Source organism: Flavobacterium sp. C3NV (genome assembly GCF_046825355.2).
In the GTDB taxonomy this organism is placed as follows: domain Bacteria; phylum Bacteroidota; class Bacteroidia; order Flavobacteriales; family Flavobacteriaceae; genus Flavobacterium.
Window position 1 is genome coordinate 342,300 of record NZ_JBKQBJ020000004.1, and the last position, 21,394, is coordinate 363,693.

The window sequence follows — 21,394 nt, forward strand, 5'->3', positions numbered from 1 at the left end:
ATTCCTAAAAAAAATAGTGGCGAGTAAATCAAATAATAAAATTGGCTAAGCGAATGGTGTTTTTTTCTCGCTGATACCAATCGTTATAAACTAATTCTATGTTTTCGACATCGAATTCTCCAAAATTATAATCACGAAATTTTTCTACAGTTTGTATTAATTGTTCCGGGTTTTCGAGTTTTTCCTGAAATCGCATTACAGTCGAATGTGCTGTTGAAATGGTATAACGACTATCGATACTTTGTTCTAAAGTAGATTTTTTAAAGTTCTCCCGAAGTTTATCCCTGAAATTATTCAAAGATTCATCCGTTGGAAACCCCTGAATCATTATAGCAGACGGAGAAGCTGTAACGCCACGAAACCCGATTTTTATGGTATCTAAATGCACAAGACTTTGCTGAATGAGGTCGATATATTCGTGAACATTTATTTTATCTAAAGTAAAACCGTCGTAACAGGAAATAATAGACATCACAGTAATATGAATATCAGCATCAGGATAATAATATTGATGAGGTTCAACGGCCTTTAATTCATCTAAAAACAACTGAATATTAGCTTTAATGATTTCGCTTGGGCGAACGAGAAACGTGATTCCGAACCGCGAATCAGATTCGTTATTAAGTTGTGAATCTAATTTGTAATTACCTGCCAAAATAGCTTCGGAAGATTTTTTGTAAAGTTGATTGTAATGTTGGGTTAAATCCATTTAAAATTATTTCTTTTTTGCTTTTTCCAGGTTTTCTTTTACCCTGAATTTTACAATTTTGGTAATCAGATCATAAGGCATTGGTTGATCGAGAGGAAATTGTACAGAACCTTTTCCTGATTTATATTTTGAAAGTTCTTCCTTAAAAGCCTCATGACCGCTAGGTAAAGCATATAAACCAATATGATTTTTAAAAGCAGCAAAGTACACCACGATTCCGTTTTGATCAAAAGCCGGCATCGAATAACTGATTTTCTCTTTGGCATCCGGCGCCGCCTTCTGAATCGTTGCCCTGACTTTCTCCAGAATTTCCTGAACGTCATTTGGGAACGCCCCAATATATTCGTCGATATTTGCTGGTTTCTTTGTGTCCATTTTTTAATGCAATTTATTTAAAAGTTTGTTCTTTTTTTAATCTCGCAATCCCGATAGCTATCAGCATAAAGGATTAAAAGGATTGAAAGTATTTTTTCACGCAGATTCCGCAGATTTCCGCAGATTTTTTTAAAATATTATCTGTTTATATCAGCCTAAATCTTTTTAAATCTGCGTGAAATAAAAAAACTTCGCGACCTTGCGACTTTCCGAGATTATTTTCAGTCCAATAAAAAAATCCTTGCGAACTTTGCGGTTAAATAAGTTTTACGCCAGTCCTTTAGGAAATCGATCCAAAACCAAATTCAACCGAATATTATGCTCCAGATATGCTTTGGCTCCAGCCAAAACCAGCGTAAAACCTTCGGTAGAATTGCGAACCTGGTCGATTATTTTATCCGAATCTCCTTTTAAACCTGAATTGGTAATGCTTACAAAAGTTTCATTTTCGTTTAATGGACTAAAAATCCATTCTACCAAAGTCGATTCGTCGGGATTTCCCCATTCGATCACAATCTTATGATTTTCCTGCAAAACATGAGTTGTCACGGTCAATGAAAAACCATACATTTCCCAGGTCCATTCGGTTGTAGTGTCTTGTTCTAGTTTTCCGGAACCTTTTGTAAACCAAAATTTACTTGTAATTTCCGGATCTGTAAAAGCCTGAAAAACTTCTGAAACAGGCTTTCTAATCAGCATTTCGGCTTTTGCGAAGTGGTTGTTTTCTGCTTTCATTTTTTATTGGTGAGATGTTGTCTGTAAAATGTTATTTGTAAAACTTGAAACAAAAAACTGGCGTGTAAACTTGAAACTTGAAACAAATTTTTACAACCCCTAATTTAAGAAAGAAATCCCAAATAACTTCAAAAAAAAATCCACACAAGTCTTAACCTGTATGGATTCTATAATCTATGATTTAGAGTTTGTTTAAACTTGATCTTTATCAATCCATTTTCCGGTGGTTGGTGCCACGTAATTTTTCATCTGCTCTAATAAATCGTCAATATTATCGCTCACCAAAAGCATTTGCTGATTAGCCTCTTTCAGTAAACCTTTTTCTACCATTACTTTTGTTAATTCGATTAGAGAATCATAAAAGCCGTCGATGTTTAAAATGGCGATTGGTTTTTTGTGAAGCCCTAATTGAGCCCAGGTCAGCATTTCGAAAAGTTCTTCGAGAGTTCCAAAACCACCCGGAAGCGCAATTACGCCATCGCATAAATCGTTCATTTTGGTTTTTCTTTCGTGCATACTTTCGACCAAAATCAATTCGGTCAGGCCTAAATGTGCAATTTCTTTCGATCTTAAAAAGTTAGGTAAAACGCCAATTGCTTTTCCGCCTTCGTTTAAAATTCCATCGGCTACAGCTCCCATTAAACCTACATTTGCGCCACCGTAAACCAGTTCTATATTTTGTTTTGCTAGAGTTTGCCCCAGCAATGTTGCCTGTTCTTTGTAAATTTCTTCGGTTCCAAAACTAGATCCGCAGAAAACTGTAATTCTTTTCATTGTTAGAAGTTATATGTTATTCGTTAAGTGTTAGAAGTTATTCGTTATAAGGTAAAATGTTAGAAGTAAAAGGATTATTTGTTATTCGTTAAATGTTGAAAGTGATAATGAAAAGCAAAGATTAAAAACAGCATTTTGTGCCGTTAGGCATTAAAGATCGGTAGAAAAAAATATGAATTAGAATAGATTTTGCGTGCCGTAGGTACGCAACAAAAAATCCTATTGCGAACCTACGGCACGCAACCAACTTTATAACCTAAAAAAACTACCAATATTTAGTGCCCAAAGGCACAGTTGAAAGTTAATTTGTCAAAATGAAGAGTAGAAATTTTCCAACTCATAACTCATGACTCATAACTCACAACTCACAACTCACAACTCACAACTCACAATTTATAATTTTCAACCTTTAATTCATATTCAAAATGAGGTAAATTGACTGGAATATTTCCTATACTATTTACTTCGCCAATATTTATAGCGCCTAATTTCGAGACTGCTTTTTGCGAACGTATATTATCTGTACCAATATGAAATAGTACCGAATCTACATGTTGAAAAGCATAATCAATCAATAGTTTTTTATTTGATTTATTATATAGTCCGCCCCAGAATTTTCGACCAATAAAAGTAAAACCAATTGCAATACTGGATTTCTCCTGATTGTAATCGTAGTAACGCGTATTGCCTACAATTTCATTTGTTTGTTTATCCAAAATCAAAAAAGAGCTTTTTGAATTGATTGCCGCATCAAAAAAGGGTCTGAAAACTTCTATTTTATATCGGTCTTTGATTGGATGTTGTTCCCAAATTAATGGATCTGAGGCTACTTGATAAAGCGCATCAAAATCACTTTCCTGTAGCGGAACTAATTTTGTAATGTCGTCTTCTAAAATTTCAGGTTGTAAATTGAATGCTGATTTTGTCATTTTATAAAGGTTAAATTCTCGTTTGCCACTAATTTTGACGTAGAACTACGAATTTAAAATAAAAAATTGACTTTAGTTTTCTGATAAAGAAGTTTTTTGCCACAGATTAAAGGATTATAAAAGATTTATAAATTTTGTGTCATTTCTGCTTTTGCATAAATGCCAAACGATAGGAAATCTGCGATAATCTGTGTCTTCGCTTGCGAATCCGTGTCATCTGTGTTCGAAATCACAATACTATAAACTTTTGCCGATACAGCACCTGAGATTGCTTCGTTCCTCGCAATGACGTAAAATGTGATTATATTCTCTTAATCTGAACACAGGAAACATTCTCTATTTTAACTTCATTTCCCACTTTTTTAAGCAATCCGGTTTTTTGATTTCTTTTAAAAACTACTACGTTTCCCGAATTGACATTGGTCGCAACCAAAAACTTTCCGCTTTCATCAAGGGCAAAAACTCTGGGATGATTTCCTAAAGTCGATTGATAACCAATGTTTTTCAAAAGACCATTTTCATCAATAGAAAAAATGGCAATATTGTTTTCTTTTCCTCGGTTTGTCGCATACAGAAATTTTCCGTCAGGCGAAATATGAATGTCTGAACTTTCAAAACCTGATGTTATCGTATCCGGATGCGTATTGATGCGCTGGATTTGTTTTAGAGTTCCATCCTGATATTTGTAAACACTTATTGCGCCTGCCATTTCTTCGATACAATAACCAAATTTTTCGTTGGGATGAAAAGTAAAATGTCTTGGTCCGGCTTCTAAATCTGTTTTGGTAAACGGAATTTTGGTTTCTATTAAAGGCTGTTTTTGGGTTGCATCAAAACGGTAGCAACGAATTTTATCGGCACCTAAATCGGGCAGGAATAAATAATCATTTTGAGGCGAAAATACAGCCGAATGAACGTGAGATTTGGTTTGTCTTTCTTTATTTACACTTCCGTCAGTATATTGAAAATTTTGTGCAATCGAATCTATTTTTCCATTTTCTAATATCGGGTGAACCGAAACACTTCCTTCGTTGTAATTGGCGTTTGCCAGCCATTTTCCGCTTTTATGAACCGAGAGATAAACCGGATTTTCGCCACCACTGGATTGTTTGTTCAAAAATGTAAGTGTTTTTTTCTCAGGATTAAATTCAAAACTACTTACGCTTCCGGCATTTGGTGTTTTGGTATCAGTACAAGCATAAAGATATTTTCCGTTTGGAGATAAAGTCAAATACGATGGATTGATAATATTTTTTGCTGAGGTTACTTTGTTGAGTTTTCCTTTTAAAGTGTCTAATTGATACACCTGAATAGATTCTGCATTAAGATCCCGGTTATAACTTCCCAGAAAGACATAAGTATTTTGAGAGAAGGTATTTAGGGTAATGAGAAAAGCAATTGCTAAAAGGTATATTTTTTGGTTCATGGTTTTTTGTTTCAGGTTCTGAGTTACATTCCAGTTTTTTGTTAATCTTGTCATCCTGACGAAGGAAGGATCACACAAGAAACTCTGCAAAGATTGTCGAGATTCTTTGTCGATAAACTAGTGTGATCCTTCCTTCGTCAGGATGACAAACTATGGTGTTTTGGTTCAGTTAAATCACAGTTTTCAATCTAAAATCTTCAATCTAAAATCAAAAATCATCTAACCCCTTTCCACCATTGTTTAAATTCTTGTTTTTCGTTTCTGAGTTCTACTACTTCTCCGATTTTTGGTGTGATTAACGGAATAGGATTTTCTGAAGCTGCATTCAATTCAGTTACTTTTATCAAAGGCTCATCCCAGGAATGGAGAGACAAAGGAAATTTTGAATTATGAACCGGAAATACTCTTTTCGCTTTTATCTCTTTCATGGCTTTTATGACATCTTCAGGTAGATTGTGAATGTATTTCCACGCAGGATTATATTGTCCGTTATCGAGAAGTGCGATATCAAAAGGGCCAAATTTGTTGCCAATTTCGGCATAATGTGTATCGTAACCGCTATCGCCACCCAAATACATTTTAAAATTGTTGGCTTCTAATACAAACGATGTCCAAAGAGTATTACAGCGATCAATACTTCTGCCTGAAAAATGTCGGGATGGAGTGGTGTAAAGCGTCAGATTCTGATCTAATTCTATTTTTTCATTCCAGTCTTTTTCGATGATAATTTCTTTCGGAAATTTCCAAAATTCAAGATGTGAACCAACGCCAAGAGCGCAAACCACTTTTTTTATTTTGGGTTGGAGTTGCTTGATGGTTGCATAATCAAGATGGTCATAATGATCGTGCGTAATCAATAAATAATCAATTTCCGGAATATCATTAGCACTATAAATATCAGTTCCTTTGAATGCTTTTGTGGTGCCGTAAATAGGAGAGGCGTTGCCGCTAAAAACAGGATCAACCAAAAAACGTTTTCCTTCAAGCTGAATATAATAGGAGGAATGTCCAAACCAAACCAAAACATCCTGATCGATAGGAAGTTCGTGTAGATTTGTTTTTACAGACGGAATAGTATCCGACGGAGTTTTGCGATCTACTTTTTTAAATAAAAAATCAAAGAAAACTTTAGAGAAACTATAACCTTCGGCAAGTTCGGGAGTAAAACTTTGGTTTTCGAATTTTCCGTTTTTATAGTTGGGTGATTTTTGTATTAAGGCCAATCTTTCTCCTGATGGCTTTTTACCATATCTGGGATGTTGCGAAACAAAAATAAGAATGGCGAACAATAAAATTATTAGTGTAAGAGTCATGGTGGTATTTAATTTTTGGGTCTTTTTTTTATTGTTGTAACGAAAGTGAAATCATATTTTTTTAGCACTTCACTATTGATATCGGCTAATTTTTTTACATAGATGCAACCTTTAGAAGCTTTGTGTTTCCCAAGTTTAGAAAGTAATTCGTCTCTATTTTCTGTTGGAACATTAATATAAAGTGAAATGGCTGCTTTTCGTGGAGAAAACCCCACAAGAGGTGCATCGCCTTCGTGACCGCTGGCATATTTATAATGATAACTTCCAAAACCAATAATACTTGGTCCCCACATTTTGGGTTCAAAATGGGTTACTTCCTGCATTATTTTGATGAGTTCAAAAGCGTCCTTTTTTTTGGTTTCATCTTCAACAAAAGTATTTATAAAATCAGTAGTACTTTCATTGGTTTCGGTAGTTTTATTCTTTGCCATTGTGGTTTATTTTTTGTTTAGCAAATTGCTTTTCAGCAGAATATTTTTGATTTTCACTTCGTTAGCATAAAACAAATCACGATTTTGATTCATTTGGTTTTCTAAAATAATTAAACTTACATCACTTTCAGGAAAATATAAATTTATCGAAGAAAAACCATCACCTAAACCTGTGTGGCCAACATATTTTATAGGTTCTTTATCGACAATTCTAAAACCGTATCCGTAACCTATTTTTTCTGCGCCGAAGAAACTATTTTGAGCCGTTATATTGTACTTAAACAGTAATTGATAAGTTTCTGGTTTTAGCAGTTTTCCTTTATGCAGATTTTCATTCCAGATTGCTAAATCACCTGCGGTTGAAACAATTCCGTTAGAAGAAGTACTTTCGATCGTAATCATCGATCTTGAAACTAACTTAAAAGCATTATTGTTGTTGACATATCCGGAAACTAAATTTTTAATTGGCGCTGCAGAAAAGCACAGCGTATTTTTCATCTTTAGCTCTTTAAAAAAGGTATTGGCTACGTCGTAATAGCTTTTTTTAGTAACAGATTCAATTATTTTCCCCAGTAAACTATAGCCTAAATCTCCATATTTAAAATCACTTCCGGGTTTAAAAGCCAGCGGTTTTTTCAAATCAACGATTCCGTGGGTATGATTTAAAAGTTGGTGAACAGTTACAGAATCTGTCCAGGTTTGGTTCATTTGAGGTAAATATTTTTTTATAGGCGCCTGTAAATCAATTCGGCCTTGTTCTACTTCTTTTAAGATTAAAACAGCCGTGATTTGTCTTGTATTCGACATGATTTCGAATTGACTGTCTGTTTTTAAATATTTTCTGGTTTCAAAATTGGTAAAACCGTATACTTTATTGTAAACTGTTTTTCCGTTTTTAGCGATCAGTACAACTCCATTAAATATTGGATTGCTAACACTTATCAAACTATCAATTTGAGCGGCATAATTGTTTTTTTTCTGAGCAGATAAAAAACTGCTGGAAAATAAGAGGATAGAGGATAATATAAAGGTAATTCGAAGATTAGAAGTCATTTTTTATTTTTTTGTTTCAAGTTTAAGCTCTGTACGGCTATTTTACCGCAAAGAGCGCAATGTTTTTGTTTATGTAATTTATAAATTAGCAAAGTTCGCAAAGCTAGATCAATACAAAGCTTTGCGAACTTTGTGTTTTAAAACTTCCTGATTGATAAAAAAACTTAGCGTTCTTTGCGGTAAATTCACCATAAAACTAAATCAATACAAAGCTTTGCTAACTTTGTCAATTTATAAAACTCCGTAAGTAAAAAAACATTGCGTTCTTTGCGGTTAAAATCAGAACATTCCATTTTCGTTAATAGGTTCTTTTGGTACAGGTTGTCCTAAATCCCAGAATTCGACAATTTTATCTGCTTTGAATTTCAGAATATGAACAACTGCAAAACCGGGTTCTACAGGAGTTTGTTTTAAATGCGAATGTACGGCGACGAGATTGCCATCTTCAAGAATATGATGAATTTTAAAAACTTTATTCGGGTTTGTTCTTGTAGATTCTTCCATTGCCAGCATCAATGTATCGGCATCACCTTTAAAATAAGCATTATGATGTTTAAACTTTTCACCAACATACAAACGAAATGCTTCGTGAGAATGCCCGTTTGCAGCGAGTTTTAAAAAGTCCTGGGCTATTTCTTTCTTAGTCATGATTTTAAAATTTTAAAAGCTAACTAAGTTATAAAATAAGAATTTAAGAAATTCAAAAAGAGATTACTATTTTATTCTAAACGTTTAAATTCATACACGCCATTATAACTTTGGCCAGCCCAAAAAATAAATAACAGTGCACCCGTATTATCTAAGGCTTCGTTTATAATTAAATTATTATTTTTAGAAAGCGTAATGCGTCTTTTATTGTTATTGCATCCACCAAAAAGATAAGGGATTCCGTTGCATTTCAGGTATTTGTTATCGAGATAAAACATACCGTCGTTTTTAAGCTCGCCTTTTATTTGCTGCTTTTTTATGCTGTTATTGTTTTTAAACAATGCAACGTCTAAGTCCGTATTGTTAATGAGATTTAATTCGATATGATATTGAGTAAGGCCTTTTACAATAGAATCCTTATCGTCAAATTTTAGAATATCGTTTGTGATGTAATTATAAGAGTTGATGATGTTTTGGGAAATATTATATTGTGAATTCGGATTTTTTTTGTCGAATTTCTTTATGGGATAAAAAGTATATTTTCCGTTAATCGAAAGAAGATTGCTTTCATTTATTTTAGTGTAGTCGTTTTTAAAATCTTTATTCGAAAAAGAAGCACAGTTTGATGATAAAACCGAAACCAATAAAAGTAATAATAGTCTTGAAATCTTTTTCATATTCGATTTTGTGGTATTAAATGATAGTTAATGAGTTCGATTTTAAATATCTATTTTCATTGATAACTTTTTTTGCTTCGGGACTAATCCAGAAATTTGGGCGATATAGTTTTGTACTGCTTTGCAATTTTGCTTTACTGGATAATGCTTTTATGTTTTTTATTAAATCATTAAATAGCAAGGTATTGTTGAACTGATTGGTATCAACAACAGAATTGAATTTATCAGTAGAAAAACTTACCACTTTAGGATAAGTCAGTTCTAAACCTATTGTGCCTTCGGTATTCATATAAGCGATGCTTAAACTCTCTTTATCCTTTGAAAAGGTAAGATAAAAAGGACTGATATCGATTACCGGTTCTGTTGGTTCAACCAATTTAAATTTATTAGAAATAGTTCCTTTTTTGTCTATAATTTCTTTAAAGCCAATTTTAGAGATATCGTCAGTAATCGATATTCTGATTTTATCCTCGTACAACCAATGTTCTTTTCTATCGTATTCTTTGTTACCAATCATGATTTCATTAAAAAAATCTTTGTAACCATCATAAACATAAGATTTATCAGTTGCGGTATAATCTATGGCAACCCTTGTGTTTGTAATAACAAAGTAAAATTTAAGTTCACTGAAAATTGATTCAAATTGCTCAGGTGTAAGGATAAAATTGAATTTATTCCATCCTTTTCCAGCACCCAGTCCGCCAAAATAGCTCATAAATTATAATTTAAGTTGAAGCAAGCATAAAGCTTACAATAGCGTCAGAATGTATTTTTGTAGTATCAAAAACAGGAATAGAAAAATCAGATTGATCTATTAATAACGGAATTTCGGTACAGCCCAAAATAATCCCTTCGGCGCCGCGCTCGATCAGTTCGTTGGCAATTTTGATGTAATTTTGTTTCGATTCCGGATTTATAATTCCTTTACCCAGTTCTTGTTTTAAAACTTGCTGGATGTAATTACGAGTTTCCTGACTTTCGGGAATCAATACATTTAATCCAAAACTTTTCAGACGGTCTTTATAAAAATCCATTTCCATAGAAAACGAAGTTCCTAACAGACCAACCGTTGTAATTTTTTCTTGTGTTATGGCTTTTGCTGTTTCAGTACCAATATGAATTAACGGTACGTCAATTTCTTTTTCGATTTTGTCTGCATGCATATGCGCTGTATTGGCGCACAAAACAATAGCATCAACACCGCTTTTTTGTAAACTTAAGCAGGCATTCAAAACCAACTCGTATGAGTTTGGCCAGGTTTTTTCCTGAATATCACCAAAGTTCAAAGAATAAATCAGGCATTCTGCAAATTGCAGTCCGCCCAGTTTTTTATTTACACCTTCGTTTATGAATTTATAATAATCTATTGTCGAAACCCAACTGGTTCCACCTACGAGTCCAACTTTTTTCATTCTTTTTATTTATAAATCTTCAGACTTGATTTGTGAAATGTCAATGCCTAATTTTTCAAATTCCTTTTGTCCAAGATCTGTAATATAGTAGTTTTTATCCGTGGCTTTGTTTTTAGCAATCCAGCCTTTATCAGCAAAATTTTCTACTAGTAATTGCCCCAATTTTCCGCCAATATGTTCGTAACACATTTTTGCCGGTTTTCTTAAAACTGATTTCTCGCTCATTTTGAAAAATTTAAAGTTAAGCTTTTTTTGAAACGACTAATTTCCTGGCCAAATAAGCCATTGGTAAATAGGCAAATGCAAGATCTACAATGTTATACCAAATTGGCGATGGTAATGTACAGACATTTATGATACCTCCTAACAAAAAGAAAGCTCCAATTACCAAAGCCAATTCTGTTTTGCGATTGGCAGCAATTAAAGCTGTTGTTGCTGCACCAGCAAAAGTGCCTATGGCATGTGCAAGAAAAGGAAAAATAAAATGTTTAGGTTCGAATAAATGCATGGTCGCTTTTAGTCCTTCCATTGTAGTAACATCGGCACCGTTTGGAGGAGGGATAACCGAACTACTCATTAAAATAATAGCCATATTGACAACACTTCCAACAAAAAGGCCAATAATTACGGCCAAAGTATTTTTAAAAATCGGATTCATAAACTTGATTTAAGAATAACGAATTTATGAAAATTATAGCTTCTATTTAGTTAAAAGATTGTCTGAATTCTAAAGGAGAAACATTTGTTTTGGTCTTAAACAATTTGCTAAAAGATTGCTGATGTTCGAAACCCAGTTCAAAAGCAATTTCGCTGATGGATAAGTTGGTTGTCGAAAGTTTTTCTTTGGCTTTTTCGATCAACTTATCGTGTATGTGTTGCTGCGTGCTTTGGCCTGTAAGCGATTTGAGCAATCCGCTTAAATAATTGGGCGTAACATTTAGGGTTTCGGCAATATAATGTACAGTTGGCAAACCTTTTTTAGACAGAGATTCATTTGCAAAATAATCTTCAAGCAAGTTTTCTAAACGAGCCAGAATCTGATGATTGCTTATTTTTCGGGTTATAAATTGTCGGTTATAAAAACGTTCGGCATAAGTAAGCAGCAATTCGATTTGGGCAATAATAACATCCTGGCTGAATTTATCAATATTGGACTGATATTCCTGCTGAATATTTTTTATAATGCCAATAATCATTTTTTCTTCTTTATCAGAAAGGTGCAAAGCTTCATAAACCGAATAGCCAAAATACTCGTATTGCTTGATTTTTTTTGCCAAAGGCGTATTCCATAAAAAATCAGGATGAATCAATAATGACCATCCTGTATGTTGTAACTCGGCATTTCCTTCTATAGAAAAAACCTGACCTGGCGCAATAAACAACAGAACACCTTCTTTAAAATCGTATTCCTGCTGACCGTAACGCATGGTTGCATTAGCATGACGTTTTAATGCAATCGAATAAAAATCAAGCATTAAACTTTTGGGTTCTTCTTCGTTTAGATGTTTAAGATCCTCAAAATTATAAACGCTCACTAACGGATGTTCAGGCTTTGGCAAATCCCGAAACTCATGAAATTCGCTAATACTTTTTATGCGGTGTGGTTGATGATTTGCCATAGTCTAAGGTACTTATTTCTGGTTATAAATAGCAGCAAATTCTTTGGCATAATTGGCCAGTTTTGTTTTTCCCATTTCTGCCGGTCTGTTTTTAATGTAATCTTCGCCCAATAAACCGCTGTAAAGTCCGGCGTACATTTCGACCAAACCTTCGGCGATTTTAGGCTGCATTCCCACGTTTACCAAACCGTTTAGTGTTTCTTCATCGCTGATTAAAACCCATTTTAAATCCGGTTTGCCTATAGCTTCGCCTAAAATACGAACCGTTTCATCGCCTGTAAGTTCTTCGCTCGAAACATAACGAACTTTTTTTCCGTCAAGCGAAGTTGTGATTTCCTCAGCAATTGCAGCAGCAATATCATTTGGAGAAACCCACGGAATCAGTCTGTCACCACCATAATTAGCAGCAATAATGCCTTGCGATTTGATCGACGGGATATAAGCCAGCAAATTGTAAAAGAAAGAAGTTGGACGCATAAACGTAATCGAAACATCGTCAAGCTTTTTCAAAATAGTTTCGATCTCATTATAACGCTGAATTATTCCTGAATTCTGCTCTAAATGTGCCCCAATACTACTTAAAAACACCACGCGTTTTACGTCGGAATTTTTAATAGCTTCGGCATAATTATTTCCAATTTTACGCGTAAAAGCATCAAGATCCAAATTGGGATCAAAATAATTCGCACGCGGAATCATACAATAAACCGCATCTGCGCCTGTAAAAGCTTTGGTTAAAAAAGCTGGGTCTTCGACAGAACCTATAGCTGATGAAGCTCCAAGATCTTCAATTTCGGCTTGTTTTTCAGTACTGCTGCTGATTACTGTAACTTCATGTCCTTTTTGCACTAATTCTTGTGCCAATGGTTTGCTAATGTTCCCTAAAGAACCTGTAATTGTAATTTTCATTTGTATCTATTTTTATAGTACAAAGTTGCGCAACATTCATCAGGCAGATTTAGCCAAAACTATTTTTGTCGTAGCCTAAAAATGGGAATCAAAAAACTGAAAATTATTTTTCAGACAATTTTTTCTCATTTTCAGTTTGAGGTTTTCCGCTTGCATTTGGTTCTCCTTTTTCGGTTGTGATAAGCTTTTTTAAACTATTCTGAATATAATTTGTCCAGGAATCCCGGCAAATTTCAAAACATTCGTATTCCGGATTCAAACCAAAATGCGTAAACTTAAGTTCAGTTTTACCGTCATTTTCAGAGATCTCAAAAGTAGGTTTCGTACCTGTCCATTCCGTTTTATCTTCCGTAAATTTAAAATAGTTTTCTTCGACCAGCCAAACGACTTTCTGATTCTCAATTACCTCAATCAGTTTTATTTTACAGCGATGAACATCCTCATAATGATAATCGAATACATCGTTAAGCTGAGCCGTATTGCCTTCAATCTCTTCAGACCACCAACCCCGAACATTCGTAACGGCATCAAAAACTTCCTGAGGAGATTGGTCTACTTTTATGCTTGTGGTAAAATCTGTTGTACTCATTTTATCTGGTTTAGAAATTAGTACAACAAATTTAATATTTAATAATCAATAGTTTAGGGTCTAAAAAAGACAGTTTTAAGGGGCAGATCAGACGAATTATTTGATCGACTCATATACAAAAACAGTAAAATAACCGTCCTTTGGTTTAAAACTGTAGGTGTTAGATTCTTTATACGGAAAAATGTCATCAAACTTTTTGGTTTTGTAATATCTTCCGGTGAGCTCAATTGTTTCCCCGTCATTCAGCTTCTCAATATTTTTAGCCGAAAAATTCTGAATATCATTGTTTTTAGTATCAAGATAAAAACAGTAGTTTACTAAAGTAGTATCGTTTTTTTTTGGCATTATAGTTTTCTTCCGTTATAAAACCGGGTCTGTCAGTAGTTGCCCATTCAATAAATTTTACTTTTATAACTTCTGTTTGCGTACTAATGACTTCATAATACGAAAATCTGTTTTCATTGATATCATTTTTTTTGCAACCAAAAATCGTTAGCATTACGATTGATAATGTCATTAAATACAAAGAAAAATACTTCATAAATCTTATACTTTTTATTCTTCAAATATATAAGTTTTTTATTACAATTTATACAGGTTTTATTAATGAAGTAACTTTATTATTTACAGATTTTCAGGAGCAGATAAGAAGTTTAAGTAACACCTCTTATCCCGCTGTCCGCTATATCTTTTCCTTGCTAAAGGAGCAAGAAAAAGGATACCACGTCCATCGGGGCTAGGTTAGGAGTTTTAGTTTTCATAAGAAATGAAGGTTGGAATAAAAACAGAACGTTATAAACCTGTCGGGTTTGCCGGGAAATTCGTTAAGCCACTTTTGCGATTTTATTTCGAAACAAAAAAGGAATAAAAACCGGAGTAAATCTGTTTAATCTGTGAGCTATTAAACCATTTCATAAAAAATCAGGAATATTTTTTATAGATGATATAAGCAATTAAAAAATAAATAAAAAACACCCAAAATACAAACCAGCCGTAACGCTGCGTGTTTACAATAGTATCGTAATAATACGTTTTTATTTTAAAATAAGACTTGGTAATGTTTTTTAAATTTTGAGCAAGAATTGCATAGTTGGTCACTTCGAGCGAAGTAATCACAATGTTTTTAGCATCATAAATTTCTATAATCGTCTTTTTTCCTTTATAAATATCATATAATCTATAATTGTGCGAACCTTTTATATCATAATCCTGATCGTAAACTTTGCAGACATCATCAAAACTAATATCGCGTGATGTATTCAAGAACGGATATGAGATGTTTAAACCGGTATTGGTAAGCGTAACTTTCTTTAAAGTAAAAATCATGTAAACGCTCAAAAAAGCAAATAATGCAATCACGCCCGCAAATACCCAAACAAAAATATTTTCGACATTAATGGCAGTAAAATATTTAGGATTAAAAGTATAATAAGCAGTAGTTGCAGAAAGTAGAATTGTAAAAATACCCAAGCCAAGTAAAAGTAAATTAGGATTACCTACAATTGTTGTGTCTTCTGTTTCTTGCGCTTCGATGGGTTTGTTCATGTTTTGCAATTATTTTTTTTAATATTTAATTTATTAATTAGACTTTCTGAAAATCGCAATTGATAAATTGACAATAAAAATGGGCACAGCAACAAAAATAGTCAGCATGAACTCCAGTACTAAAGAGATATTAATTAACTGATTTCCATCATCAAACAGAGGAAATTGAGAATTGGATAAAAAAAGTTTGCAATACAGCAGAATGAGCCAGTAAAAAATATAGCTTCCAATTACTATGACAGAATGAATCAGGGTTAAATACCTTAAAAGGGGTTTCTTTAATAACTTTTGTACTAACCAGTATGCAAATCCATTAATAAAGTAGAATACAAATAATAAAACCGCCATATGAATGCTGGCGATTACAAAATAAGTATCATGAATATTAATGTCTAAGGTTTCGTCAGGATTAAATAGTCCTGTTAATAAAGATATTACTGCAACAAACCAAAAAAGATGATAAACTTTTATATTTTTTATAGTCATAGTTTACTCAATCCTTTTTACGACATTATCAAGTTCATTAACAACAAGTTTAAAAATGATTTTATTGTCTGGAAAAAACTTTTGCATATCGTTTCTTAAGTATACGAAAGTTTGCGTAGCTGCTCTATCATTTTTAATTGATTCGTTGCAGGAAATAGAAATTTCGTAATTATTATTGATTTTTTCCAGATAAACATATTTCGTTATAGCGTCATCAAAAAAAGTTGTTTTCTCAAAAGCTTCAGCAATTTTATCTGCTTCATTTTCATTGATATTACTTTGATAAGCAATTTCATGATTCATCGAGCCGTATGTTTTTGTTGACTCTGTAAGCCTTCCGTTGGCGGCTTCATTCGCAAAAGCAATTCCAAATAATGCGCCAAGAGTAACGATGCATCCAATAAGAGAAATACCAATCGTTCGCCACCAATTATACTCTTCGCCGCCATTTTCGATATGTTTGGCTATATTTATTTCCTGATATTTTTTTGTGAAGTAAGCTGCGATTCCCATGTAAATAACCGGAAATATCACATTTGGAATTTTGACATCTTCAGGAATCATAAATATTAAACCAAAAATAAGTATGGTTGCCAATATGGTGATAATCCAGGTTCTTTTTACTTTGTCGAAATCACCAAAAACTTTAAAGTTTTCGGCTATAAAATACCCGGCAACTATTGGGCCTCCTAAAAAAGTTCCAACACGAATTGCTTTTTCAGAATAAATTTTTTCTGTTGGGACTTCTTCAAAAACTGATTTTTCGAGTACTATTTCTTCCATAAAATATTTTTAGGTAAAGGTTTTTCTTTTCAACGAAAATACAAATTAAAACCAAAATAGAGATGAGATGGCATGATACTAAAAAGGAAATTGATAAAACAAAAAATCCACTTTCAGGTTTATTGCTGAAAGCGGATTTAAAAAAAGATAACATCGTTTTTATTTAATCTTGTTTATAAGGCTGTAACATTTATTCTATTCGGGAGTATTCGTAACTATAACAATCGTAACATTCATCTTTTAAGTATAATTTATCACCTTTAATTTCAAAAGATTGCAGTTTAGGAATATCGTTTGCCAATAAGTTACTTTGAACCGAGATCATTTTTTTGATACCACCAAAAATTGATTTTTTTGTTTGATAGGAAAAAGTCTGAGTATTAGTTAAAGTTCCTTTGTTATATGTTTTTAAAATATTATCAGCAAACTCGATTGTAATTTGCTGTTCAGGTTTTGGCGAATATTGGGGATTAATTCCACCTGAAACATTCAGTAGGCTCCATTTTCCTTTTAATTGATTTTGAGATGAATTGTGATTATCATCGTTATTACAAGAGCAAAATAAGACAATTGAGATTAAGAGAAATAATTTTTTCATAGTCATAGATTTTTACATTGGTTTAATAAAAAGATGTAAAAAACTTTAAAAGGTTGCGTATTGTTTTTGTAATTTCTTAAAAGTTTACATTTTATTAATATTGCATAGTAAACATCAGATAAAATAAAGAATAACTTCTAAACTCAAAATAATTATTGCATCGCAAAAATAATGACATCGCTAAAATTTTCTATTTCTTCGATTACGAACAAACTATCATTAAAATAATCCATATCAAAATCCTCATCGCCCCAAATTTCGAATCTTTTCTGGCAAGTTTGTAATGTTGCTTTATCAAAAACATTTTCATTCCAATCTAGTTGATATTGTTGTGCAAACTCGACTGCTTCTTCATTTACGTATTCTTCTTCAGAAAATGCAATATGCAGGCGATAATCTTCATCAAAAACAATATCGATTTGATTGTCATCAAGAACTATTTCGGGTTTGCTTTCTATAGTTTCTTTTTGATAAAAAGTTTCTAGATTGTTTTTTAAAGCAATCAGGTTCGCGTCAGAAGTTGGTGTAATAAATGCTAAATAAGAGTAGAAGGTATGAGACATTAGGACCTTTTTTTTAGAACTTTTTCTATTATTAATCAATTTAAATCTTCTGTAAAATAAGAAAATTAAGCATCGATTTTATTATTCTTGACAAAAATAACTTTGAAAAATAGTATTATTGCTTTTCAAAATATAAATCTTCTCCATCTATGTAGGATTCTTCTAACTTCATTTGTCCGTTAATAAAATGGTAAATATATTTTGTTGAGCCATCAATCACTACCATATTTACTTTTGATTCTCCGGGAGTGTTACTTTCTGAAATATAATCTAACTTATATTCATATTTTTGAGTGCTTACATTTGAGCCGTTTTTTATAATCGTCAGATTTGATTTATTGTCAAATTTGTAAATGATATTTTGATTTGAGAAATCTGTAACAGTGTTGGGACCGCCAAAAACAAGACTTTCTGTTTTAACTAATTTCCATGTTCCCACTACTGGATTTTTTACCGTGTCATCATTGTCATTACTGGAGCAGTTTATAAATAAAAAAGCAACTAGAAATAAAGTAATTATTTTTTTCATAATTTTAAGTATTTAGCTTTTTAAGTTGATTTCAAGCAGATACAAGCAGTAGCATGTAACAAATGTAAAATAACTTTTTTCGCTGGTTAGAAATTAAATCTTTTAATTAAGATGTTTGTTCTGTTAAATGGTTGCGTTAATTTTTAATTATTTTATTAAATTAATGCAAATCCTCTAACAACTCGAATAAAATATAATCTCCATGTTCTGATGGTCCTCTTTCTTTTTCGATAAAACATTTTTTTCTATAAAATGCAACAGCATTTGTGTTTTGCTCTAAACATTTTAAGGTGATAGGAAATTGCGTTTGCTGAATTGCCGCTTTCAAGAGTAAAGTTCCAATGCCTTTGCCCTGATATTTTTGATCGATATAGAAATGGTGAATAAAATTATTGGGCATCCAGATCGAAATAAAACCAACAGGAATATTCTCCTCGATTGCCACCAAAACCAATTCTCCTTTTATATGTTTTTCAAAATCATCTAATTTAAATTCTGAAGGATCGAGCCAGAAGAACGTATCTTGCCTTTGCTTTAAGAACAGTTTTCTTAAAACATCAAAATCCGTATTTCTAATTTCTCTAATTTCCATTATCGTTTTTTAATCTTGCTAAACTATGTAATTCTAGATTTCTATTTCGGCTCTAAATACAATTACAGCGTCACCTTTAATTTGAATCAATGTTGGTTTGTTATCTTCAATACTAACTTTAACTTTTATTACGCCAAGACGATCTATTTTTTCACCTTGCCTTCCGTTAAACTCAAATTCATTATTTTTAAAATTAACTAAATTATTTTGTACCAAATAACCGCCAAGTGGTCCGTTTGCATTTCCGGTAACCGGATCTTCGTTTATGCCAATTGCGGGCGCAAACATTCGGCCATAAGTCAAAATATCCTGATCGTTCGAATCGAAAGTAAAAACAAAATATCCATTGCAATTTATTTCTTTGCTTAGTTGGGCCAAATCATTATAACTGGGAGATAAAGTATTGAGTTTCTCGCGGCTTTTTATACCAATCATTACTTTAGAATGTCCTGTAGAGGCAATTTGAATGGGGCATCTTTCATCAAGATCTGATTTTTGTAATCCTAATGCCGTTATCATTTTTTGAGTTATAGTGGTATCAAAAATACCACCGAGTTCGAAATTTCCCTGGGTCATTAAAATTTGATAATCCTCATTTTCTTTGATAATCTCAAACGGGAGAATACCAATTTTTGTTTTAAACCTTAAAATGCAGGAATCCAGTTTTTCCTCGATTGCTTTTGCATACATTGCCGCAATGGTAGCGTGTCCGCAAATAGGGACTTCGGTATTTGGAGTAAAGTAGCGAATAACGCCATCACAATCTGCACTATCTGAATGAAAAAGAAAGGCAGTTTCAGAATTGTTGAGTTCTCTGGCAATTTGCTGCATTTGGTAGTCATTCAATCCGTCTGCATTTACAACAACTCCGGCAGGGTTTCCTTTAAATTTCTCTTTTGTGAAAGAATCAATTTGATAGGTTATTAGTTTTTTCATTATTTTTTATGCAATGTTTTTTTATTTGGTAAATAATATAAAATCCGACTTACTTTCATAAATCGGATTTTTCGAATTATTTTCTCGTGAGATCCGTAATCAACAAAGGATTGTTTTCTTTGAGTTTATGGGCTAATTCCTCGGCTGTTTGTGGATTTTCTTTTAAATGTTCGTATTCGGCAGAGGTGATTCCTACGATTTGCAGAAAAGAAACTTCGCCATGTGGGGTTTGCTTTTTTTCGATTTCGGGATCGGCTACAATCAATAAAGCAGTGATATCGGTGTCCGTATCGAGTCGAATTGGTCCGTTTGCCGGCATGTAATGAAATTCTTCGAACCAATTGCCGCTGTCGAATACATATCGGGCAATGTTTTGAAGCATTACAATTGCCCAGCTTGGATTTCCGTTGTCTGGTTCAAAAGGTTTTAATCGAAAGGTAAGTTCGAATCCCCATTTGCTAAATTCATCGTCTAATTTTTCTTCGTTATAATATAATTCTGAAAATCCGTAGGTTACAAAATGAAGGTGATCTGTTTGGTTTTTACTTTCGTAAACGCTTATGCCGTCAAGCGGATCTTCGCCGCCCAGCATATAAGGTATTGGCGGTACATAATGTTTGGGCTCCTGATTGGGGTAAAGGCGATCAAACTCCTGATCTATGGATAACCAGCCGACAGCATCGTCTTCTGAAAATTGTTTTTTGTATTCGTCTAATGTCATCTTTTCTGGTTTAAATATGAGACTTTAATTATTATTTCTTTTTTGAAAGAAATATTGGTTGGTCTAATTTAAAAAGAAAATTTAGGATTTTTGTATTTTGGAATATAGAATTTTCTGTTTTTTTATAAGGCTAAATGTTTGAAATGTGTATTGAAAGTGGTGGTAATATGATGCACAAAATCTTTGGTATATTGTCCCGTTGGATCTAAATCCGGATCGAGAATGGTGATTTCGAGTCCGATTAATTTTTCGCTTTGAAATAAATAGGAGGTAAGCTCATTAAATTCTTCATAAGTAAGCCCGTCTGGTGTTCTGCTGTCTACGCAAGGCATAACTAAATCGTTTAAAACATCGACGTCGATATGCAGCCAAAAACCGTCGAGATTTTTGTTTTTAACTTGTGAAAGGAATGATTGAATACTTTTTGAAATACTTTGTTTTCGCAATTCCTGAAGACTCAGGTAAGTCGCAGCAGAATTACGAATTTCATTTTCGTACTCGTCATCGTATTCGCGGTTGCCTACGCACCAAAGATTTTGTTCTTGTATGTAAGGCGATAAATTAAGAATGTCGGTGAGTTTTTTATGTCCGTTTCCGGTAACTATTGAAGCGGCCATTCCGCCAACTCCGCCGGTTTCTGATAGAGAAACATCCATAAAATCAGTATGGCCGTCAAGATAAAATAAGCCGTAATTGCCTTTTTGTTTTAACGCAATTGCTGATCCTAACAAAATACTGCAATCTCCGCCCAGAATGAAAGGAAATTTATTTTGCGAAAGTAAATTGTTGATTAAATAAGCTTGTTCGCGCGCATAATCGACCAATGCATTTGCATTGAGAATATTAGTTTCGGTTTCTCGAATGTTTGTATATCGTGGCGGATCGAGTCTTAGAATATCTTTATGAGTAATCGCTTTATGCAAATTATGTTTCCAGAACCAGTTTGGCAGATTTTTCACGCCAGGCTCTTTTCCGGGTTGAGGCTCTTTTAGACCTAAATTAGACGGAAACTCAACAATGCATACTTCTTTCATGGCGTTTG

General features: G+C 33.2%; 30 protein-coding genes. All 30 read right to left on the bottom strand.

Going from position 1 to position 21,394, the window contains the following annotated elements; genetic code table 11:
* Window positions 1-28: 28 nt before the first annotated feature.
* Window positions 29-709 (bottom strand): 2'-5' RNA ligase family protein, encoded by a 681-nt coding sequence (locus ACIDC4_RS08255; RefSeq protein ID WP_412042469.1) that lies wholly within the window; start codon window positions 707-709, stop codon window positions 29-31.
* Between the two features lie 6 nt (window positions 710-715).
* Window positions 716-1,084, bottom strand: coding sequence for an iron chaperone (locus ACIDC4_RS08260; protein WP_412042468.1), 369 nt, complete (start codon window positions 1,082-1,084; stop codon window positions 716-718).
* A gap of 267 nt (window positions 1,085-1,351) precedes the next feature.
* A complete protein-coding gene (locus ACIDC4_RS08265; RefSeq protein WP_412042467.1) occupies window positions 1,352-1,819 on the bottom strand; it encodes an SRPBCC family protein in 468 nt (155 codons plus the stop codon).
* A 192-nt stretch (window positions 1,820-2,011) separates the two neighbouring features.
* Entirely contained in the window at window positions 2,012-2,593 is a 582-nt protein-coding gene (locus ACIDC4_RS08270; protein WP_412042466.1) for an LOG family protein, read from the bottom strand.
* Between the two features lie 386 nt (window positions 2,594-2,979).
* Window positions 2,980-3,522: a GNAT family N-acetyltransferase gene (locus ACIDC4_RS08275; RefSeq protein WP_412042465.1), complete on the bottom strand. Its 543-nt coding sequence runs from the start codon at window positions 3,520-3,522 to the stop codon at window positions 2,980-2,982.
* 301 nt (window positions 3,523-3,823) lie between these two features.
* The gene (locus ACIDC4_RS08280; protein ID WP_412042464.1) at window positions 3,824-4,948 is read right to left on the bottom strand and encodes a lactonase family protein; all 1,125 of its coding nucleotides are present in this window, start codon (window positions 4,946-4,948) and stop codon (window positions 3,824-3,826) included.
* A 215-nt stretch (window positions 4,949-5,163) separates the two neighbouring features.
* Window positions 5,164-6,261, bottom strand: a complete 1,098-nt coding sequence (locus ACIDC4_RS08285) for an MBL fold metallo-hydrolase (protein ID WP_412042463.1) — start codon at window positions 6,259-6,261, stop codon at window positions 5,164-5,166.
* An 8-nt stretch (window positions 6,262-6,269) separates the two neighbouring features.
* The gene (locus ACIDC4_RS08290) at window positions 6,270-6,692 is read right to left on the bottom strand and encodes a DUF1801 domain-containing protein (RefSeq protein ID WP_412042462.1); all 423 of its coding nucleotides are present in this window, start codon (window positions 6,690-6,692) and stop codon (window positions 6,270-6,272) included.
* 6 nt (window positions 6,693-6,698) lie between these two features.
* Window positions 6,699-7,745, bottom strand: coding sequence for a serine hydrolase domain-containing protein (locus ACIDC4_RS08295; protein WP_412042461.1), 1,047 nt, complete (start codon window positions 7,743-7,745; stop codon window positions 6,699-6,701).
* A 279-nt stretch (window positions 7,746-8,024) separates the two neighbouring features.
* Complete coding sequence (locus ACIDC4_RS08300) at window positions 8,025-8,393, bottom strand: nuclear transport factor 2 family protein (RefSeq protein WP_412042460.1); 369 nt, start codon at window positions 8,391-8,393, stop codon at window positions 8,025-8,027.
* Window positions 8,394-8,464: 71 nt separating this feature from the next.
* Window positions 8,465-9,070, bottom strand: a complete 606-nt coding sequence (locus ACIDC4_RS08305; RefSeq protein ID WP_412042459.1) for a hypothetical protein — start codon at window positions 9,068-9,070, stop codon at window positions 8,465-8,467.
* A gap of 16 nt (window positions 9,071-9,086) precedes the next feature.
* Window positions 9,087-9,785 (bottom strand): hypothetical protein, encoded by a 699-nt coding sequence (locus tag ACIDC4_RS08310; RefSeq protein WP_412042458.1) that lies wholly within the window; start codon window positions 9,783-9,785, stop codon window positions 9,087-9,089.
* Between the two features lie 10 nt (window positions 9,786-9,795).
* Window positions 9,796-10,482, bottom strand: a complete 687-nt coding sequence (locus ACIDC4_RS08315) for an aspartate/glutamate racemase family protein (RefSeq protein WP_412042457.1) — start codon at window positions 10,480-10,482, stop codon at window positions 9,796-9,798.
* A 9-nt stretch (window positions 10,483-10,491) separates the two neighbouring features.
* A complete protein-coding gene (locus ACIDC4_RS08320) occupies window positions 10,492-10,707 on the bottom strand; it encodes an ArsR family transcriptional regulator (RefSeq protein ID WP_412042456.1) in 216 nt (71 codons plus the stop codon).
* 16 nt (window positions 10,708-10,723) lie between these two features.
* Window positions 10,724-11,140 carry a hypothetical protein gene (locus tag ACIDC4_RS08325; protein ID WP_412042455.1) on the bottom strand — a complete coding sequence of 139 codons (417 nt, stop codon included), beginning with the start codon at window positions 11,138-11,140 and terminating at the stop codon, window positions 10,724-10,726.
* Between the two features lie 46 nt (window positions 11,141-11,186).
* On the bottom strand, window positions 11,187-12,101 hold the full coding sequence (locus ACIDC4_RS08330; protein WP_412042454.1) for a helix-turn-helix domain-containing protein: 915 nt from the start codon (window positions 12,099-12,101) through the stop codon (window positions 11,187-11,189).
* A gap of 12 nt (window positions 12,102-12,113) precedes the next feature.
* The gene (locus tag ACIDC4_RS08335) at window positions 12,114-13,010 is read right to left on the bottom strand and encodes an SDR family oxidoreductase (RefSeq protein WP_412042453.1); all 897 of its coding nucleotides are present in this window, start codon (window positions 13,008-13,010) and stop codon (window positions 12,114-12,116) included.
* A gap of 103 nt (window positions 13,011-13,113) precedes the next feature.
* On the bottom strand, window positions 13,114-13,599 hold the full coding sequence (locus ACIDC4_RS08340; protein ID WP_412042452.1) for an SRPBCC family protein: 486 nt from the start codon (window positions 13,597-13,599) through the stop codon (window positions 13,114-13,116).
* Window positions 13,600-13,695: 96 nt separating this feature from the next.
* Window positions 13,696-13,944, bottom strand: coding sequence for a hypothetical protein (locus tag ACIDC4_RS08345; RefSeq protein ID WP_412042451.1), 249 nt, complete (start codon window positions 13,942-13,944; stop codon window positions 13,696-13,698).
* Window positions 13,895-14,140 (bottom strand): hypothetical protein, encoded by a 246-nt coding sequence (locus ACIDC4_RS08350; RefSeq protein WP_412042450.1) that lies wholly within the window; start codon window positions 14,138-14,140, stop codon window positions 13,895-13,897. The genes ACIDC4_RS08345 and ACIDC4_RS08350 overlap by 50 nt, the downstream gene beginning before the upstream one ends.
* Window positions 14,141-14,520: 380 nt before the next feature.
* Window positions 14,521-15,144, bottom strand: coding sequence for a hypothetical protein (locus tag ACIDC4_RS08355; protein ID WP_412042449.1), 624 nt, complete (start codon window positions 15,142-15,144; stop codon window positions 14,521-14,523).
* Between the two features lie 33 nt (window positions 15,145-15,177).
* On the bottom strand, window positions 15,178-15,630 hold the full coding sequence (locus tag ACIDC4_RS08360; protein ID WP_412042448.1) for a cbb3-type cytochrome c oxidase subunit I: 453 nt from the start codon (window positions 15,628-15,630) through the stop codon (window positions 15,178-15,180).
* 3 nt (window positions 15,631-15,633) lie between these two features.
* Window positions 15,634-16,413, bottom strand: a complete 780-nt coding sequence (locus ACIDC4_RS08365; RefSeq protein ID WP_412042447.1) for a hypothetical protein — start codon at window positions 16,411-16,413, stop codon at window positions 15,634-15,636.
* A 190-nt stretch (window positions 16,414-16,603) separates the two neighbouring features.
* Complete coding sequence (locus ACIDC4_RS08370; protein ID WP_412042446.1) at window positions 16,604-17,011, bottom strand: hypothetical protein; 408 nt, start codon at window positions 17,009-17,011, stop codon at window positions 16,604-16,606.
* 152 nt (window positions 17,012-17,163) lie between these two features.
* Window positions 17,164-17,574, bottom strand: coding sequence for a hypothetical protein (locus tag ACIDC4_RS08375; protein ID WP_412042445.1), 411 nt, complete (start codon window positions 17,572-17,574; stop codon window positions 17,164-17,166).
* A 115-nt stretch (window positions 17,575-17,689) separates the two neighbouring features.
* On the bottom strand, window positions 17,690-18,103 hold the full coding sequence (locus ACIDC4_RS08380) for a hypothetical protein (protein ID WP_412042444.1): 414 nt from the start codon (window positions 18,101-18,103) through the stop codon (window positions 17,690-17,692).
* Window positions 18,104-18,263: 160 nt separating this feature from the next.
* A complete protein-coding gene (locus ACIDC4_RS08385) occupies window positions 18,264-18,695 on the bottom strand; it encodes a GNAT family N-acetyltransferase (protein ID WP_412042443.1) in 432 nt (143 codons plus the stop codon).
* A 33-nt stretch (window positions 18,696-18,728) separates the two neighbouring features.
* The gene (locus tag ACIDC4_RS08390; RefSeq protein ID WP_412042442.1) at window positions 18,729-19,631 is read right to left on the bottom strand and encodes a PhzF family isomerase; all 903 of its coding nucleotides are present in this window, start codon (window positions 19,629-19,631) and stop codon (window positions 18,729-18,731) included.
* Window positions 19,632-19,707: 76 nt separating this feature from the next.
* Window positions 19,708-20,352, bottom strand: coding sequence for a suppressor of fused domain protein (locus ACIDC4_RS08395; protein WP_230039904.1), 645 nt, complete (start codon window positions 20,350-20,352; stop codon window positions 19,708-19,710).
* Window positions 20,353-20,474: 122 nt separating this feature from the next.
* Window positions 20,475-21,386 (bottom strand): arginase family protein, encoded by a 912-nt coding sequence (locus ACIDC4_RS08400; protein ID WP_412042441.1) that lies wholly within the window; start codon window positions 21,384-21,386, stop codon window positions 20,475-20,477.
* Window positions 21,387-21,394 lie beyond the last annotated feature (8 nt).